The sequence below is a fragment of the Stutzerimonas stutzeri genome, assembly GCF_024448695.1.
Lineage (GTDB): Bacteria > Pseudomonadota > Gammaproteobacteria > Pseudomonadales > Pseudomonadaceae > Stutzerimonas > Stutzerimonas stutzeri_T.
The window spans coordinates 44,157-60,901 of sequence record NZ_JAMOHY010000013.1 but is presented as its reverse complement, the minus strand read 5'-3'; the positions used below and the strand labels follow the sequence as shown (position 1 = coordinate 60,901).

Genomic DNA, 16,745 nt, shown 5'->3' with positions numbered 1-16,745 from the left:
TACTGGCGCGTCCATTTGCCTAGCAGGCTTTCAGCAATACCAACGCGTGAGCCACATGACGAAGCGGCGTGCCGGCAAGCACACTGGTCTACCCCTCGGGTTTGAAGGATTCGGGAAAGCGCCGTCTGGTCTGGGTCATGAGCACTCCTTGCGGCGGACATTATCCACTTTAAGTCAGTGTCCACTCAGCCGCGGACAACCAGATAAGACTACCGAAGCGCTCGGCCAGGAGCTGCGTCGCTGCTGAAGCATCGAGGAGAAACTGCCATGGTTCGCGAAAGCTTGGCGCCCGGAAAAGCGTCTCGGTGGTTGCCCCGCACACCAAAGAGAAGCTGCGCAGCATTTACGTCAGCGGCCTGTGAGCTGGACACTACGGAACGGGCAAGCAGCCATGAAAAACAAGAGTCTCGCCAAACAGTACGCCTGCCCTCTCCTGCTCGCACTCCTGGCCGGCTGCCGCTTCGCCGGTCATAGCCTTGGACGAACCCATACGCCCGAGTGCCTTCCATAAATGGCCAGCCCATCAAGCCGCAGCCGCTGGCCCTGCGACAGTACGGTGTAGCGCATGGCATTGGCATATGTCTTTCAACCCGACTAGCGGATCGAGGCCTTACGCAGCGGCTGACGACCTACCTTCACACGCACCCTCTCGATGGCGGAATGTCCGCTACGGTATTCACACGTGCTCAATTGCATTTGCTAATAGTTCTCATTAAGATGTTCGTCGATACCAATACAACTCTTAGCCAGCCAGGGCCTTGAATCCCAAGCCAGCCATTCTCATTCTTCCGAGGGGGTGAATATGCGCAGGCACGCGCTGGCAATGGCATGCATCATGGTTTCTCCGGCAGTTCTTGCCGCAGGCACGACCGAACTCAATCCAATGGTGGTGACCGCCACTCGAAGCGCACAGGCGCTGGCCGATGCACCGGCGGCAGTGACGGTCATCACCGCCGAGCAGATCAAGGCGCGCGGCGCCACCAACCTGCTCGAAGCCCTGCGCGGCACGCCGGGTATCAGCCTCAACGGCCGTCAGGTCGGCGGACGCAAGACCCTCAGCATTCGTGGCGCGGAAGACCGCCATACCCTGGTGCTGATCGATGGTCGGCGCATTTCCTCCACTGACGACACTATCGGCCATTCCGACTACCAGTACGGCTGGGTCGGCATTGAGCAAATCGAGCGCATCGAAGTGGTTCGCGGGCCGATGTCCGCGTTGTACGGCTCGGAAGCCATCGGCGGGGTGATCAATATCATCACCCGCCAGGCGCAGAGCGAATGGCATGGCGGCGTCACGCTGCGTGGCGAAGTGGGCGATGGCGATACTGGCAATGGTCATCGTATGGCCGCACGTGCTTCCGGGCCGTTGGCCGAAGGTTTGAACCTGGCGCTGAGCGTCGAGGAAGTGCGCCGCGAATCCACACCCTGGGAGCAGGACGCGCGCGTCTCTGAAGTGGAAGGCCAGGACCGCCAGACCGGCAACCTGGGACTGAGCTACAGCCCGATCCAGGGCCAGACACTGAAACTCGACATGCTGCGCAGCGACGAGACCCGTGACCGCAATCAGCAATATGCCTACTACGCACGCCCTATCTATCTGGACACCTACGAGCTGGAACGCAGCCAGGATTCCCTGGCCTGGAACGCCGACTGGGGCGCGCTGCAATCGCAGCTGCGCTTCACCCGTTCGGAGTTCGATGTCACCAACACGCGCACCCAGAACCTGGCACCGACCCGCCCGCAGTCGATTCGCGATGACGTCTGGGACGCCAGCCTGGCTTTTCACCTCGGCGATAGCCATGCCCTGACCGTCGGTGGCGAGTACCGTGACGAACGTCTGGAGAACGCCGGTCTGATCGGCGGCTCCGACGCGGTGGTGCACAAGGCGGTGTTCATCCAGGATGAAATCGCCCTGGCCGACGACTGGGCACTGACCCTCGGCGCGCGTCTGGACGATCACGAGATATTCGGCCGCGAAACCAGCCCGCGTGCCTGGCTGGTCTGGCGAGCCACGTCGGAGCTGACCTTCAAAGCAGGCTACGGCGAGGCCTTCCGGGCACCGACCCTGAAGCAAATCTCGCCCAACTACGTCGGTGCCGAAGGCCCGCACACCTTCCTTGGCAATGCCGACATCAAGCCGGAAACCAGCCGCTCCTTCGAGCTGGGCGTGGATTGGCATGACGAGCGCAGCGTCTACACCGCCAACCTCTACCGCAACGAAATCGACGACCTGATCTACTACCGCGTGCTGCGGCGCGAGCCGGGCATGCCGCCGCGCACCATCTACCAGTACGACAACATCGAGGAAGCCCGCATCGAAGGTGTGGAGCTTTCGGCACGTCGCGAGTTGGCTTATGGCATTGCCCTGGGCACCACCCTGAACTGGATGGATGCGCGCAACGCCAAGACCGACGCCAAGCTCAACGGCCGTCCGGAGTTCACCGCCACGCCATCGCTGGAGTGGCAGGCAGGCAAGTGGAATGCGCTGCTGCAATGGGAATACATCGGCAAGCAGCACCTGGAAGGCACCAGCGGCCAGGAACGCGCGCCGGGTTACAGCCTGGTCAATGCCAGCCTTGGCTATCAGCTACATGACAACCTGATGCTGCGTGGCGGCGTGCAGAACGTTGGTGACCTGCGCCTGGAGGACAAGTCCGAGCTGTTCGGCTATGTCGAGCAAGGCCGCACCGGATGGCTGGCAGTGGAGGCCAGTTTCTGATGCGCGAACTCTTCATGCTGGGCAAGACGCTGATGCTGTTCGTCTGTGGCCTGCTGGTGCTGAGCCAGTCCATGCGTATCCAGGCCGAGACAGTGCCGTCCAAGCGCCTACTGTTCATCGCCGCCGCGCCGGTGCAGGCAGGCAAGTTCGAGCGTCTGAAACCGCTAGCTGCCGCAGCCGGCTTCGCACTCGACTACCGCATGCTGGATAGCTCCGCCGCGACGCCGGGCAAGGCCGAGCTGGATGACTATGACCTACTGGTGATCGACGCGCCTTATGGCGCGGCGCTGGGCACCGTGCAGATGAGCCTGGGCCCGCTGCTGGATGCCGTGCAGACGTCCTGGGTCTGGCTGCGCCGTGATGGCAGCCGTGGCCGGCAGTTGTCCGAAGCGTTGATCGCCGACCTGGATGTCTATTACAGCAACGGTGGCGTACCTAATTTCAACGGCTTCTTCTGTCGCCTGCAGGCGCAGTTCAGTGGTGCAGACGGCGCGACCTGTACTGCGCCGGAGATTCATCCGCAAGCCGGCATCTATCACCCTGAGGCGCAGGGCCGCATCTTCGCCAGCCTGGACGACTTCCTCACCTGGAAGGGCGTCGAGCTGCGTCCCGAGGTGCCGCTGATCGGCGTGCTCTTTCATAAGGCCTATATGGATTCCGGGCTGACCGGTTTCGTCGATGACACGCTGCACCGCATCGAGACTGCCGGTGCGCTGGCCGTGCCGCTGTACACCTCGGCCATGGGCAACGGCGAGATCACCGCGCTGCTCAGCAGTGCCGGCCAGCCGCGGGCCGATGTGCTGATCAATATGCAGATCATGCTCAACGGCGCGGGCCGCAAGGAAGAGTTCGAGCAGCTCGGCATCCCGGTATTGCAGGCCATGCCCTACCGGGGCGGCGAGCAGGCGGACTGGGAAGTCGATCCCAAGGGCCTCGATCCTCAGGACATTCCCTTCTACCTGGCGCAGCCGGAGTTCGCCGGACTGATCGACCCGCTGTTCGCCGCCGCTACGCGCAAGGCCGATGGCGACATCGTCTCCATCGAGCGCCAGTTGCAGGCGGTGATCGACAAGGCCATGCGCCTGGCGCGCCTGCAACGGCTGCCCCACGAAGACGTGAAAACGGCCATCCAGTTCTACAACTACCCGCCCGGCGAGAAGAACCTCGGCGCTTCTTTCCTCAATGTGCCGCGCAGCCTGGAGCGTTTGCTCGACGCCTATGCCGAGCGCGGATACAACGTGGAACAGACCGACGAAACGCGGCTGATTGAGGAACTGAGCGGCTTGCTGGCGCCGTTCTACCGTGACGGCAAGCTGGAGGAATTGCTGGCCAACGAGCGCGCCGCACGCCTGCCGCTGGAAACCTACCAGGCCTGGTTCGATGGCCTGCCCGAAGCCGTGCGTCAGCCGATTCTCGAACGCTGGGGCAAGCCGCAACAGGCCGGATTGTTCCTGACCGGAGAGAGCGCTTTCGTCATTCCACGCCTGCAACTGGGCAAGCAGGTCATCATGCCGCAGCCACCGCGTGGCGAACGCCTGGACGACCGCGAGAAGGCGCTCTACCACGACACCAAGGTGCCGCCGTCGCACAGCTACCTGGCGGCCTACCTGTGGCTGCGCGAAGGTTTCGGCGCCGATGCGCTGGTGCATTTCGGCACCCATGGCTCGTCCGAATGGCAGCCGGGCAAGGAGCGCGGCCTGGACGTACTGGAGGCGCCGTATCTGGTGCTCGGCGATTTGCCGGTGATCTACCCCTATATCGTCGACAACATCGGCGAAGCGCTGCAAACCAAGCGCCGTGGCCGCGCGGTGACCATCAGCCACAACACGCCGTCGTTCGGCCCGGCGGGGCTGCATGGCCAGCTCAACGAGCTGCACGACCTGCTGCACCAATGGCTCAACATGACCGAGGGCGAGGTGCGCAGCGCCACCGCCGCACGTATCCAGGAGCTGACCGGCGAACTGAAGATCGACAAGGACATGGCGCTCGACATGTCGGCCATCAATGACGATTTCAGCGCCTTCGTCGACGCTCTGCACGTGCAGCTGCACGACCTGGCGCTGGAGCAGCAACCGCTGGGCCTGGCCCGCTTCGGGGTGCCGGCGGACAGTGACCTGCGTCTGCTCACCGTGCAGCAGATGCTCGGCAAGCCACTGCTGGCGGCGCTGGCGCCGGATGATCCGGAAGAACTGCTGCTGGTCGACTACGAGCAGATTCGCTCTACCCCGGTGTGGACACTGCTGGACAGTCATGTCCGGCAGAACCAGCCCTGGACGGGCGACCCGGTCATCGGCGAACTGCTGGAGCGGGGTCGCGACTACTGGCAAAAGCTGGGCAACGACAGCGAACTGGATGGCTACTTCGGTGCCTTGCAGGGTCGCCATGTGCCCAGCTCCTACGGCGGCGACCCGATCAAGAATCCCGACAGCCTGCCCACCGGGCGCAACCTGTACGGCTTCGATCCTTCGCGCATTCCGACTCGCGAAGCCTGGGAAGCCGGCAAGGTGGCCGCCGAACGATTGATCGAGCAACACCGTGAACTGCATGGCGACTACCCAAACAAGCTGGCCTTCACCCTCTGGTCGGTGGAAACCATGCGCCACTTCGGCATGCTCGAAGCCCAGGTGCTGGCGGTGATGGGCTTCAAGCCTCAGTGGGACGCCGCCGGGCGGGTGACCGGCATCGAGGCAATTCCTGCTGCCGAGCTGAGCCGTCCGCGCATCGACGCAGTGATCTCCGCCACCGGCCTGTACCGTGATCAGTTCCCCAACGTCATGCACTGGCTGGCTCAGGCCGCCGACCAGGCCAGCACCCTGGACGAGCCGGACAACGTGATAGCCGCCAACAGCCGGCGTATTGAGCAGGCGCTGCTGGCGCGCGGGCTGCCTGCCGAGGAAGCGTCGCTGGCGGCACGCACGCGGATCTTCTCTTCGGAATCCGGTGCTTACAGCACCGGCCTGGAGGGCGCCACGTTGGCCAGCGACAGCTTCGGCGAAGCCGCCGACGGTGGCCAGGACCGCGCCGCCGGCGAGGAAAAACTGGCTGAGTTGTACCTGGAGCGCATGCAGTTCGCCTACGGCCCGGACAGCGAACGCTGGGGCGAGAAATCCACGGTGAACCTCTATGCCGAGCAACTGCGTGGCGTGCAGGGCGCAGTGCTGTCGCGCTCTTCCAACCTCTACGGCATGCTCACCACCGATGATCCCTTCCAGTATCTGGGCGGCCTGGGCCTTGCGGTGCGCCATCTGGATGGCCAGTCGCCGGAGCTGTACATCAGTAACCTGCGCGACGCCGACAACCCGCGCAGCGAAACCGCTGCGGGCTTCCTAGCCCGTGACCTGCGCGCCCGCTACTTCCACCCCGGCTGGATCAAGTCCATCCAGCAGGAAGGCTACAGCGGCGCACTGGAGGTGCTGGGCACCGCCAACAACCTGTGGGGCTGGCAGGTCACCGCACCGGAAACCGTGCGCAGCGACCAATGGGACGAGTTCAAGGCCGTCTACGTCGACGACAAGCTGGAGCTGGGCATCAATAAATGGTTTGAGAAACACCACCCTCAGGCCCAGGCGCAACTGATCGAACGTCTGCTGGAAGTGGCGCGCAAGGAGTACTGGGACACCGACGCCCAGACGCTGCAGCAGTTGGCGCAGCGCTGGCAGGCATTGGCTGAGCAACATGACGTGATCAGCGACAACGCGAAGTTCAGCGAATACGTCGAGCAGGCCGCCGCCGGCTTCGGCCTCGCTGCTCCTGCCAGCGACAGCGCCGAGACGCCGCCCGGCGAACCCGACGCCGCCACGCCGGTGCAGCAGGTGCAAGGCCAGAAACTGGAAAAACAGCAGGCTCAGCCGCAGCCTTTCGACTGGCTACCGCTGGTGGCATTGCTGCTGGTGGGGCTGGCACTGCTGGCCGGAATTTATCAACAGGGCCGGCGCCTGCCGGTCCGTGCATGACCCAGGGAGAACCCATGCAATACCTCGTCGAATCGGCGCTTTACAGCGCCAGCCAACTGTTCATGCTGCCGGTGCTGCTGGCGGTGATCCTGATGTTTCTCTATGCCTTCTATGCCGTCGGTGGGTTTCTCTGGCAGTCGCGTCAGCGTCGCCAGGGCGATGCGCGCGGCTTCGACCTGCTGCACAGCTGGCGCCAGGCGCCGGATATGAGCGCGGTGGAGCTGGAAACCCTGGCCTTCAAGCGCCTGGAGGTGCCGCGCATTGTCACCCGCGTGACACCGATGCTCGGCCTGGTGGCCACCATGATTCCCATGGGGCCGGCGCTCAAGGGGCTTTCCAGTGGCCAGCTGGATCAGGTCAGTGACAACCTCACCGTGGCTTTCTCAGCGGTGATTCTCTCGCTGCTGGCCGCCTCGCTGACCTATTGGGTGGTCAACGTGCGTCGTCGCTGGTACGCCGAGGAACTGGTGCAGATCGAGCACGAGCAGCGCAACGGCAAGGGCGCAGCGGCTGGGGTGGCCCATGAACTGACGGTGGAGATCGCCTGATGAGTCTGCGCCTGCTGGAAGAAGCCGAGGCCGATGATCCGATCCTCTCAGTGGTGAACCTGATCGATGTGTTTCTGGTGATCATCGCCGCGCTATTGATCGCCGTGGCCAACAACCCGGTCAATCCGTTCGCCAGCGACGAGGATGTCACGGTGATCAAGAATGCCGGCAAACCAAATATGGAAATTTACGTCAAGGAGGGCAAGACGATGGAGCACTACACATCGACCGGCGACATCGGTCAGGGCGAAGGTGCCAAGGCGGGCGTGGCCTATCGGCTCAAGGACGGCTCGATGGTGTATGTCCCTGAATGAGCAAGGAGCCCAGCATGACCCTATTGGAACGAAATCTACGCTACGGTCCACTGAGAGAGCGAATAGAACCCGTCGCTGTTAGCCCTCCTCGTCGGCGCGTCTGCAGCGATCAATTGCTGGAGGGATCAACCGAGATGGTTATCCTCCATGACGGCCATGAATACGTACTGCGGCTGACGCGGCAGAACAAACTGATTTTGACCAAGTGAAACCCGTTGGCCTGACGGACCAATGCGCGCTCGCTCACGGGGTGTTTTTCGATCCGACGGCGACCCAAACCGACTAGGACGTGGCCGGTATCGGTATGGCGACAGCGCATCAATCCCGAGGTATATAGTCATCCAGCGGGACCTTGACGCGCCGGGGCGTCTCAAGAGGCTCACCAACCGTGGCGATCCACGCTTTGTCCCCTCGGTCATCAGCACCGGACGAAATGGCAGCCTGGATGCACACACCTGGAATGCCGGGTCCCAACGCAACTGTTGGCGACCTGTCGGAAGGAAACGATGGCTGACGCCTCGTCCGGCAAGCCTCTCGGATCAAGCCCGAGGGCAACTTGTTGCCTGGCCTGTCTCGGCGAAGGCGCGCAAGTTTGCGGGAAACTCCGGGATAGGTGCCGAGCGAGATGCGGCAGCCCTTCCCGATCAGCCGGTACCGAAAATGCCCCTACTTACCGCCACGTGGATGGACGCATCTGAAAGCGTGTATGCCTTATCACCTGGCTTGGCGAACAACCGTATCCGTGAGCGGCATGTGTAATCGAACTCGTGATGTACGCATTTATGTACCTAAACTATCGCGCTGGCACAAACTTTAGCGGGACCAAGTGAAAAGTGAACAGGCACAAAAAAGCCCCTATTACGGGGCTTTTAGGGATATTCGAGTTCTCCAGAGGGGTCCCGAAATCATGTAATGGTGCGGACGGAGAGACTCGAACTCTCACACCTTGCGGCGCCAGAACCTAAATCTGGTGTGTCTACCAATTCCACCACGTCCGCGAGTACTTCAAACGAAAACGCCAGGCAGAGCCTGGCGTTTCGGAATATGGGGTGGACGATGGGGTTCGAACCCACGACCGCAGGAGCCACAATCCTGTGCTCTACCAACTGAGCTACGCCCACCATATTGCATTGCTTGTGCCAGAGACCAAATAAATGGCGCACCCGGCAGGATTCGAACCTGCGACCATCCGCTTAGAAGGCGGATGCTCTATCCAACTGAGCTACGGGCGCTTTTATCTGCATTCTATTCGGAGCGCAGACTTTAAAGCTCCGGCCATGAAAAGCATCCTCAAAGGCCGTCTTACCCATCAGCAGGCTGTGCTCGACAAGCGGGGCGAATCTTAAGGGCCTGCCAGCAAGTCGTCAACAGCAAAATGAAAAAAAGTTCAGCGGGATAAAGGAGTTACGCGAACTCATTGACGCTGCGTCTTTGCCAGACCGTGTCATCGTGCGAGAATGCGCGTCCTTTTTCAGTCCTTTCCGATGGTTAATCAAGCGTCATGACCGCAAAACTGATCGACGGTAAAACGATCGCTGCCAACATCCGCCAGCAGATCGCCGCCAAAGTTGCCGAGCGCACCAAGCAAGGCCTAAGGGTTCCCGGGCTGGCAGTGATACTTGTAGGTACCGATCCAGCCTCTGAGGTCTATGTTGCGCACAAGCGCAGGGACTGTGAGGAAGTGGGCTTCAAGTCCACCGCCCATGACCTGCCTGCCGAGACCAGTCAGGACGCGCTACTGAGGCTGATCGATCAACTCAACGATGACCCGCTTGTCGACGGCATCCTTGTACAGCTGCCCTTGCCCAGGCATCTGGACGCTTCGCAGCTACTGGAGCGCATTCGCCCGGACAAGGATGTTGACGGTTTCCATCCATACAATATTGGCCGACTTGCCCAGCGGATGCCTCTGCTACGCCCCTGCACCCCGAAAGGCATCATGGCCCTACTGGAAAGCACCGGCGTCGATCTGCACGGCCTCAATGCCGTTGTTGTCGGCGCATCCAATATCGTCGGTCGCCCGATGGCCCTGGAGTTGCTGCTGGCTGGTTGCACCACGACCGTTACCCATCGTTTCACGCATGATCTGAGTGAGCATGTCAGGCGGGCCGATCTGATCGTGGTAGCAACGGGGATTACCGGACTGGTCAAAGGCGAATGGATCAAGGAAGGCGCCATCGTCATCGATGTCGGTATCAACCGGCAGGCCGATGGCAAGCTGGTCGGGGACGTCGAGTTCGATGTAGCCGTACAACGTGCCGGCTGGATCACTCCAGTACCCGGCGGAGTTGGCCCGATGACGCGCGCCTGCCTGCTGGAAAACACCCTGCATGCTGCCGAGCATCTGCACGGCTAACTGTGAGAGCTGAAACAAGAACGGCACCTGTTGGTGCCGTTCTTGTTCTTGCGCCTACTTATTCAGCCAAGCGCCAGGTCGTGCCACCTTTGCCATCCTCCAGCACCACGCCCATCGCGGTGAGCTGGTCGCGGATACGATCGGATTCGGCCCAGTTCTTTTCAGCCCGTGCCGTGAGGCGCGCAGCGATCAACACTTCGACCTCGGCGGAATCGACCTTCCCTGACGCGCCAGCCTGCAGGAAGGCTTCAGGCTCAAGCTGCAGCACACCCAACACGCCAGCCAGTTCTTTGAGGCGTGCAGCCAGCGCCGCAGCTGCAGCCAGATCGGATTCACGCAGACGGTTCACCTCGCGGATCATCTCGAACAGTACCGCACAGGCTTCCGGTGAGTTGAAGTCGTCGTCCATCGCTGCAGCGAAGCGCGCTGTGAACTCATCGCCACCGGCAGGCTCAGCGTCAGGCAGGCCCTTTAGGCCGTTGTAGAAACGCTCCAGGGCACCCTTGGCTTCGCGCAGGCTGTCTTCGGAGTAGTTGATCGGGCTGCGGTAGTGGCTGGAAACCAGCAGGTAGCGCACCACCTCCGGGTGATACTTTTCCAGCACTTCACGAATGGTGAAGAAGTTGCCAAGGCTCTTGGACATCTTCTCGCCGTCCACGCGCACCGCACCTGCATGCATCCAGGCATTGGCGTACTGCTTGCCGGTGGCTGCTTCGCTTTGGGCGATCTCGTTTTCGTGGTGCGGGAACACCAGGTCCGGCCCGCCGCCATGGATGTCAAAGGTTTCGCCGAGACAGCAGGTCGACATCACCGAACACTCGATATGCCAGCCAGGACGTCCAGCGCCCCACGGCGAATCCCAACTCGGTTCGCCGGGCTTGGCGCCCTTCCACAGTACGAAATCCAGTGGATCTTCCTTGGCCTCGTCGACCTCGATGCGCGCGCCGATCTTCAGGTCCTCGATCTTGCGCCGCGACAGCTTGCCGTAACCGACGAACTTGCCGACGCGGTAGTAGACGTCGCCGTTGCCCGGAGCATAGGCGAAGCCCTTGTCGATCAGCGTCTGGATCATCTGGTGCATGCCGGCGATATGGTCCGTGGCACGCGGCTCGATGTCAGGACGCAACACGTTAAGGCGCGTCTCGTCCTCATGCATGGCGGTAATCATGCGCTCGACCAGGGCCTGAAACGGCTCGCCGTTCTCGCTGGCGCGACGGATGATCTTGTCGTCGATGTCGGTGATATTGCGCACGTAGGTCACGTCATAACCGCGGTGACGCAGCCAGCGGGTGACCACGTCGAACGCGACCATCACCCGTGCATGACCGATGTGGCAGAAGTCATAGACCGTCATGCCACAGACGTACATACGCACCTTGTTGCCTTCCAGCGGGCGGAAGGCTTCCTTGGTCTTGCTCAGGGTGTTGTAGATCGACAACGCCATCATTGACCCCAGGAGTCACGCAACGTGACGGTGCGGTTGAACACGGGCGCGCCGGGCTTGCTGTCCTTCATGTCGGTGCAGAAATAGCCTTCGCGCTCAAACTGGAACCGTTCTTCAGGCTCGGCACTGGCCAGCGACGGCTCGGCACGGCAACCCTTGAGCACCACCAGCGACTCCGGATTGATGTTGTCGAGGAAACTACCGCCCTCCTCGTCCTTTTCCGGATTTGCCGAACGAAACAGCCGATCGTACAGACGCACTTCGCACTCGACGCTCTCGGCGGCTGGCACCCAATGGATCACGCCCTTGACCTTGCGCCCCTCGGGGTTTTTACCCAGGGTGTTCTCGTCATAGGAGCAGCGTAGCTCCACGACGTTGCCAGCATCGTCCTTGATCGCTTCATCGGCACGGATCACGTAGCTGCCGCGCAGGCGCACTTCGCCGCCCGGAATCAAGCGTTTGAACCCAGCCGGAGGGACTTCCTCGAAGTCGCCGGCGTCGATGTAGAGTTCCCGGCTGAATGGCAGCACCCGCACGCCCATATCCTGCTTGGGATGGCGCGGCAGCTCGAGGTTCTCGACCTGGCCTTCCGGGTAGTTGGTGATCACCAACTTGAGCGGTTTCAGCACACACATCGCACGCGCTGCGTTGGCATCCAGATCCTCACGGATGGCGAATTCCAACATGCCGATGTCGACGACGCCGCCGGCGCGATTCACACCGATCATGTCGCAGAAATTGCGGATCGACGCCGGGGTGTAACCGCGACGACGAAAGCCCGAAAGCGTCGACATCCTCGGATCGTCCCAGCCGTTCACGTGCTTCTCATCGACCAGCTGCTTGAGCTTGCGCTTGCTGGTGATGGTGTAGTTCAGGTTGAGGCGGGCGAATTCGTACTGACGCGGCTGCGCCGGCACCGGCAAGTTGGCCAGGAACCACTCGTACAGCGGACGGTGATCCTCGAACTCCAGGGTGCAGATCGAATGCGTGATGCCTTCGATGGCGTCCGACTGGCCATGGGTGAAATCGTAGCTGGGGTAGATGCACCACTTGTCACCGGTCTGGTGATGGTGAGCATGGCGGATGCGATAGAGAATCGGGTCGCGCAGGTTCATGTTGGGTGAAGCCATGTCGATCTTCGCCCGCAGTGCACGGGCACCATCCGGGAATTCGCCGGCTTTCATGCGCGCGAACAGATCGAGGTTTTCTTCTACGGAGCGCTCACGGAACGGACTGTTCTTGCCCGGCTCGGTCAGGCTTCCGCGATACTCGCGGGCCTGCTCCGGCGTCAGGTCGCAGACATAGGCCTTGCTCGTCTCGATCAGGTGGACCGCCCATGCGTACAACTGGTCAAAATAGTCGGAGGCGTAATGCTCCTCACCGGCCCACTGAAAGCCCAGCCATTCGACATCACTCTTGATGGCGTCGATGTATTCCTGATCTTCCTTGGCTGGGTTGGTGTCATCAAAACGCAGATTGCAGGCGCCGCCAAACTCCTGAGCCAGGCCGAAGTTCAGGCAGATCGACTTGGCGTGGCCGATGTGCAGGTAGCCATTGGGCTCTGGCGGGAAACGAGTGACGATCTTGGCGTGCTTGCCGGCGTCCAGGTCGGCCTGAACGATGGGGCGAAGGAAATTGGTGGCTGCGGTAGTCTCGGGCTTGCTCATGATGTCCTTAACGATCAGCGAGTGCGGCTCAGGGTAGGCCGGCCAAATCAAAGCGCTTATCATAGCGGACCCGTCAACCCCCTGACAGAGCCAGGCACCCGCCCTCTGCAGCAACGACATCCCTCTTTTTGATACAAGGAAGCCTTCAATGATCCTGCTCCATACCAATCACGGCGTCATCACCGTCAAGCTGTTCGAAGACAAGGCTCCTGAAACCACGGCCAACTTCAAGGAATACGTTAAGAGCGGCCATTACGACGGCACTATCTTTCATCGCGTGATCAGCAACTTCATGATCCAGGGCGGCGGTTTCGAGCCGGGGATGAAGCAGAAAACCACCCGCGCCCAGATCAAGAACGAAGCCAACAACGGTCTATCCAACAAGACCGGCACCCTGGCCATGGCTCGTACCATGGAGCCGCATTCGGCTTCTGCGCAGTTTTTTATCAACGTTAAAGACAACGACTTTCTTGACCACACCGCACCAACCGTCCAGGGCTGGGGCTATGCCGTTTTCGGTGAAGTCGTCGATGGCATGGATGTAGTTGAAAAGATCAAGGGCGTTTCAACCACCATGAAGTCGGGCCATCAGGACGTTCCGGTGGAAGACGTGATCATCGAAAAAGCCGAAATCGTCGAGTAAGCCTCGTTGATCCTGCTGATTTCAGATCTGCACCTCGAAGAAAAGCGCCCGGACATCAGCCGGGCGTTTCTTCGTTTTCTAGAGACTCGCGCCACCCAGGCCAAGGCGCTTTATATTCTCGGCGACTTTTTCGAAGTCTGGGTCGGCGACGATGGTATGACGCCCTACCAGCACGAGATTGCCAGTGCGCTACGCACCCTGAGCGAAAGCGGCACGCGCCTCTATCTGATGCACGGCAACCGCGACTTCATGATCGGCCAGGCGTTCTGCAAGGAAGCGGGCTGCACGCTGCTCTCCGACCCGCATATCGCCAGGCTCGGCGGCGAGCGCGTACTGCTAATGCATGGTGACAGTCTGTGTACTCAGGATGAGGGCTACATGCGCCTGCGTCGCCTTCTACGCAACCCGCTCAGCCTGTTCATCCTGCATAGCCTCTCCCTCGCCAGGCGGCAGAAGATTGCATCGAAACTGCGCTCGACCAGCAAGGAAGAAACGCGGATGAAGGCCAGCGATATCGTCGACGTGACCCCCGATGAAGTGATCAGGGTGATGCGCAAACACAAGGTTCGCACGCTGATTCACGGCCATACGCATCGTCCTGCCACCCATTCGCTGCAAATCGACGGCCAGGCCGCGCAACGCATTGTCTTGGGCGACTGGGATCAACAGGCTTGGGCGTTGCAGATCGACGAATCAGGTTTTCACCAGGAGTCTTTCGAGCTCGACTGATCAGGCCGCTGCGGGGATGCCGCTGTGAAAGCGAAACTCCGTATCGGGGTTTTGGATCAGCTCGCACTCCCGCTCTCGTACCCGGACGATGGTTGCGTCGATATCGGCTGCATCGCCGTAAAGATAGGCGAGCTTCAGATAGTCCTGAAAATGCCTTGCCTCGGACTTGAGCAGCCCGTGATAGAACCTGCCCAGTTCCTCATCCAAATGCGGGACCAGCATTGCGAAACGCTCGCAGGAGCGCGCCTCGATAAAGGCGCCAATCACCAGTGTATCGGTCAGCCGGTAAGGCTCATGGTTGCGCACCAGTTCGCGCAAACCTGCCGCATAACGCGATGAGCCCACATTGCGCAGAGGGATTTCCCGCTTGCGAATGATCGACAGCACCTGCTCGAAATGCCGCAGCTCCTCTCGCGCCAGACGCGACATCTTGTTCTGCAGATCCGGTTTGTCGACATAACGGAACATCAACTGGAAGGCAGCGCCTGCAGCCTTTTTCTCGCAGTTGCCGTGATCGATAAGCATCACGTCCTGATTCTGCAAGGCAACCTCGACCCAGGCAGCGGGAGTCGCGCAGCCCAGAAATTCGTTCAATTCGGAAAGCATGATGAGCGTCTTGATATGTGGCGGGTGAGAGAAAATGCATACTGGCTGTCAGAGCGGTGATGCATTATACGAGGCATCCTCTACGCTGCCAGCGCTGATTGATATGCATCACGGACCAGCGCCAGGCGCTTGGCTATAGTGCAATGAACCGAACAGGAAACGGAGCCGATCATGCAAGCCATTCGCTGTATTCTCGTGGTAATTGATCCTAAACAGCCAGAAAACCTTGCCCTCAAGCGCGCCTGTCTGATTGCCAGCGTCAGCCAGTCACGACTGCACCTGTTGGTCTGTGACGGCAAGCAGGATCACAGCCAATACCTGAACCGTCTGCGCGAAGAAACGCAAACCCATGGTCACACGGTCAGTGTCGGGCAGGCGTGGCGCGAAAACGTCTACCAGACCATCATCAGCACGCAGCAGGCCGAAGGCTGCGGTCTGGTGATCAAACAGCATATTCCCGACAACCCACTCAAGCGTGCACTGCTAACCCCCGATGATTGGAAGCTGCTGCGCTACTGCCCCTGCCCTGTGCTAATGGTCAAGACCGCAACACCCTGGACTGGCGGTAACGTGTTGGCCGCAGTAGATGTCGGCAACGCCGATATCGAGCATCGCACTCTGCACGCCAGCATTATCAATCATGGCTACGAAATAGCCGCCCTGGCCGGCGGTAATCTGCATGTCATCAGCGCTCATCCTTCAGCCATGCTGTCTGCGGCAGACCCGGCGTTTCAGTTGAAGGAAACCATCGAGACGCGCTACCGCGATGCCTGCAAACAGTTCCAGGCCGAGTTCGATGTCCCCGACAGCCAGCTGCATATCAAGGAAGGTCCGGCTGATGCGTTGATCCCGCATGTCTGCAAGCAACTTCAGGCTGTGGTAACGGTTATTGGCACTGTCGCCCGCACCGGCCTTTCCGGGGCATTGATGGGTAATACAGCCGAAGTGGTACTCGATGCGCTGGAAAGTGACGTGCTGGTATTGAAGCCCGACGACATCATCGAACACCTGGAAGAGCTGGTAGCTCAGCGATAAATCACGAGCGCGCCATGCCGCATGCTGAACCGGGATGCACGGCGTCCCGGTAATCAGTCAGGAGTACCCCCGGCAATGAATCGCGGAGCGATGTAACGCTCGTAATGAGCCTGCGAAAGCAGGAAGAACTCCCGATCAATGGCGTCACGCAGCTCAAGCAATGACCAGTCTCGAAACTCTGGCAGCAATCCCACGCCATAAGCCTCAATCTGCTGGATAACCCGCGCTCCGCGTGCAATCAGTTGATAAGCCCAGCCATAGGGTGATTGCCCGTCAACAAAACGGATCTGTCTGGCCTGCAACTGCTGTCGCAACAAATCCGCATCGAAGACCTCCAGCTTCGCCGCCATTACCTGTGCCAGAAGCTGCTCCAGGCGCAGCCAGACAGCGCGCCTTTCCTCATCTGCATAAGCGTTCCAGCCCACCACTTCATGATGAAAGCGCTTGCAGCCACGACAGACCAGATCGCCATAAACCGTCGAGCAAAGGCCAACACAGGGAGTCTTGATGCGCTGATTTGACATGACAGACATGAACCGGAGAACAGCCCAGCATCTTAGACTTTTGTCCTAGCCGGGTCACCGTCGAATTGCTCGAAGCAGACCGGAGGCCGCGCAAAACCTGGCCTCGACACCTTGTTACAGCAGTCGGAATGCGCCTGTCATGCTCTGCCGCCGCAGCCGCTCACTTAACTTTATGGCCCCGTTCCAGTAGAATCGGCCCGCCGTTTT

Annotated in this window: 13 protein-coding genes and 3 tRNA genes; 9 read left to right on the top strand and 7 right to left on the bottom strand. The window is 60.6% G+C overall.

From position 1 onward, the window contains the following. The first annotated feature begins 802 nt into the window (after positions 1 to 802). From NAV32_RS11485 to hemP, 5 genes are read left to right on the top strand one after another with little or no spacing between them, the layout of a single operon-like run. On the top strand, positions 803 to 2,719 hold the full coding sequence (locus tag NAV32_RS11485) for a TonB-dependent receptor plug domain-containing protein (RefSeq protein WP_256052931.1): 1,917 nt from the start codon (positions 803 to 805) through the stop codon (positions 2,717 to 2,719). Then, positions 2,719 to 6,672 (top strand): cobaltochelatase subunit CobN, encoded by a 3,954-nt coding sequence (gene cobN / locus NAV32_RS11480; RefSeq protein ID WP_256052930.1) that lies wholly within the window; start codon positions 2,719 to 2,721, stop codon positions 6,670 to 6,672. Before NAV32_RS11485 ends, cobN begins: the two co-directional genes overlap by 1 nt. Before the next feature lie 14 nt (positions 6,673 to 6,686). Then, positions 6,687 to 7,220, top strand: coding sequence for a MotA/TolQ/ExbB proton channel family protein (locus NAV32_RS11475; RefSeq protein ID WP_256052929.1), 534 nt, complete (start codon positions 6,687 to 6,689; stop codon positions 7,218 to 7,220). Between the two features lie 5 nt (positions 7,221 to 7,225). After that, positions 7,226 to 7,534, top strand: a complete 309-nt coding sequence (locus NAV32_RS11470; protein ID WP_256052953.1) for a DUF2149 domain-containing protein — start codon at positions 7,226 to 7,228, stop codon at positions 7,532 to 7,534. Positions 7,535 to 7,548: 14 nt separating this feature from the next. Then, a complete protein-coding gene (hemP, locus tag NAV32_RS11465; RefSeq protein ID WP_256052928.1) occupies positions 7,549 to 7,743 on the top strand; it encodes a hemin uptake protein HemP in 195 nt (64 codons plus the stop codon). Between the two features lie 704 nt (positions 7,744 to 8,447). Here hemP and NAV32_RS11460 read toward each other — a convergent pair. The 3 genes from NAV32_RS11460 to NAV32_RS11450 form a co-directional block, all read right to left on the bottom strand. After that, a tRNA-Leu gene (locus NAV32_RS11460) sits at positions 8,448 to 8,532 on the bottom strand. A 47-nt stretch (positions 8,533 to 8,579) separates the two neighbouring features. Next, positions 8,580 to 8,655: transfer RNA gene (locus NAV32_RS11455), tRNA-His, on the bottom strand. Positions 8,656 to 8,689: 34 nt separating this feature from the next. After that, positions 8,690 to 8,766, bottom strand: a tRNA-Arg gene (locus tag NAV32_RS11450). 269 nt (positions 8,767 to 9,035) lie between these two features. On the opposite strand from NAV32_RS11450, the gene folD reads away from it, so the two are divergent. Beyond that, positions 9,036 to 9,890, top strand: coding sequence for a bifunctional methylenetetrahydrofolate dehydrogenase/methenyltetrahydrofolate cyclohydrolase FolD (gene folD / locus NAV32_RS11445; protein ID WP_256052927.1), 855 nt, complete (start codon positions 9,036 to 9,038; stop codon positions 9,888 to 9,890). Between the two features lie 58 nt (positions 9,891 to 9,948). Here folD and cysS read toward each other — a convergent pair whose 3' ends face one another. Both cysS and NAV32_RS11435 read right to left on the bottom strand, forming a co-directional pair. After that, a complete protein-coding gene (cysS, locus tag NAV32_RS11440) occupies positions 9,949 to 11,334 on the bottom strand; it encodes a cysteine--tRNA ligase (RefSeq protein WP_256052926.1) in 1,386 nt (461 codons plus the stop codon). Further along, the gene (locus tag NAV32_RS11435; RefSeq protein WP_256052925.1) at positions 11,334 to 13,001 is read right to left on the bottom strand and encodes a glutamine--tRNA ligase/YqeY domain fusion protein; all 1,668 of its coding nucleotides are present in this window, start codon (positions 12,999 to 13,001) and stop codon (positions 11,334 to 11,336) included. The genes cysS and NAV32_RS11435 overlap by 1 nt, the downstream gene beginning before the upstream one ends. Before the next feature lie 148 nt (positions 13,002 to 13,149). Here NAV32_RS11435 and NAV32_RS11430 point away from each other — a divergent pair, with 148 nt between their 5' ends. Continuing rightward, positions 13,150 to 13,644: a peptidylprolyl isomerase gene (locus NAV32_RS11430; protein ID WP_256052924.1), complete on the top strand. Its 495-nt coding sequence runs from the start codon at positions 13,150 to 13,152 to the stop codon at positions 13,642 to 13,644. A 6-nt stretch (positions 13,645 to 13,650) separates the two neighbouring features. Further along, entirely contained in the window at positions 13,651 to 14,373 is a 723-nt protein-coding gene (gene lpxH, locus NAV32_RS11425; RefSeq protein WP_256052923.1) for a UDP-2,3-diacylglucosamine diphosphatase, read from the top strand. Here the strand turns inward: lpxH and NAV32_RS11420 are convergent, their stop codons facing one another. Further along, on the bottom strand, positions 14,374 to 14,979 hold the full coding sequence (locus tag NAV32_RS11420) for a tRNA-(ms[2]io[6]A)-hydroxylase (RefSeq protein WP_256052921.1): 606 nt from the start codon (positions 14,977 to 14,979) through the stop codon (positions 14,374 to 14,376). A gap of 171 nt (positions 14,980 to 15,150) precedes the next feature. On the opposite strand from NAV32_RS11420, the gene NAV32_RS11415 reads away from it, so the two are divergent. After that, positions 15,151 to 16,014: a universal stress protein gene (locus tag NAV32_RS11415; protein WP_256052920.1), complete on the top strand. Its 864-nt coding sequence runs from the start codon at positions 15,151 to 15,153 to the stop codon at positions 16,012 to 16,014. Between the two features lie 53 nt (positions 16,015 to 16,067). Here the strand turns inward: NAV32_RS11415 and NAV32_RS11410 are convergent, their stop codons facing one another. Continuing rightward, positions 16,068 to 16,538 (bottom strand): DUF1289 domain-containing protein, encoded by a 471-nt coding sequence (locus NAV32_RS11410; RefSeq protein ID WP_256052919.1) that lies wholly within the window; start codon positions 16,536 to 16,538, stop codon positions 16,068 to 16,070. Positions 16,539 to 16,745: the final 207 nt, after the last annotated feature.

Coding starts and splice junctions, on each gene's coding strand:
- cysS (WP_256052926.1), bottom strand. CDS start 11,334: ATGGCGTTGTCGATCTACAACACCCTGAGCAAGACCAAGGAAGCCTTC.
- NAV32_RS11415 (WP_256052920.1), top strand. CDS start 15,151: ATGCAAGCCATTCGCTGTATTCTCGTGGTAATTGATCCTAAACAGCCA.
- NAV32_RS11410 (WP_256052919.1), bottom strand. CDS start 16,538: ATGTCAAATCAGCGCATCAAGACTCCCTGTGTTGGCCTTTGCTCGACG.
- NAV32_RS11420 (WP_256052921.1), bottom strand. CDS start 14,979: ATGCTTTCCGAATTGAACGAATTTCTGGGCTGCGCGACTCCCGCTGCC.
- folD (WP_256052927.1), top strand. CDS start 9,036: ATGACCGCAAAACTGATCGACGGTAAAACGATCGCTGCCAACATCCGC.
- NAV32_RS11435 (WP_256052925.1), bottom strand. CDS start 13,001: ATGAGCAAGCCCGAGACTACCGCAGCCACCAATTTCCTTCGCCCCATC.
- NAV32_RS11475 (WP_256052929.1), top strand. CDS start 6,687: ATGCAATACCTCGTCGAATCGGCGCTTTACAGCGCCAGCCAACTGTTC.
- NAV32_RS11485 (WP_256052931.1), top strand. CDS start 803: ATGCGCAGGCACGCGCTGGCAATGGCATGCATCATGGTTTCTCCGGCA.
- hemP (WP_256052928.1), top strand. CDS start 7,549: ATGACCCTATTGGAACGAAATCTACGCTACGGTCCACTGAGAGAGCGA.
- cobN (WP_256052930.1), top strand. CDS start 2,719: ATGCGCGAACTCTTCATGCTGGGCAAGACGCTGATGCTGTTCGTCTGT.
- NAV32_RS11430 (WP_256052924.1), top strand. CDS start 13,150: ATGATCCTGCTCCATACCAATCACGGCGTCATCACCGTCAAGCTGTTC.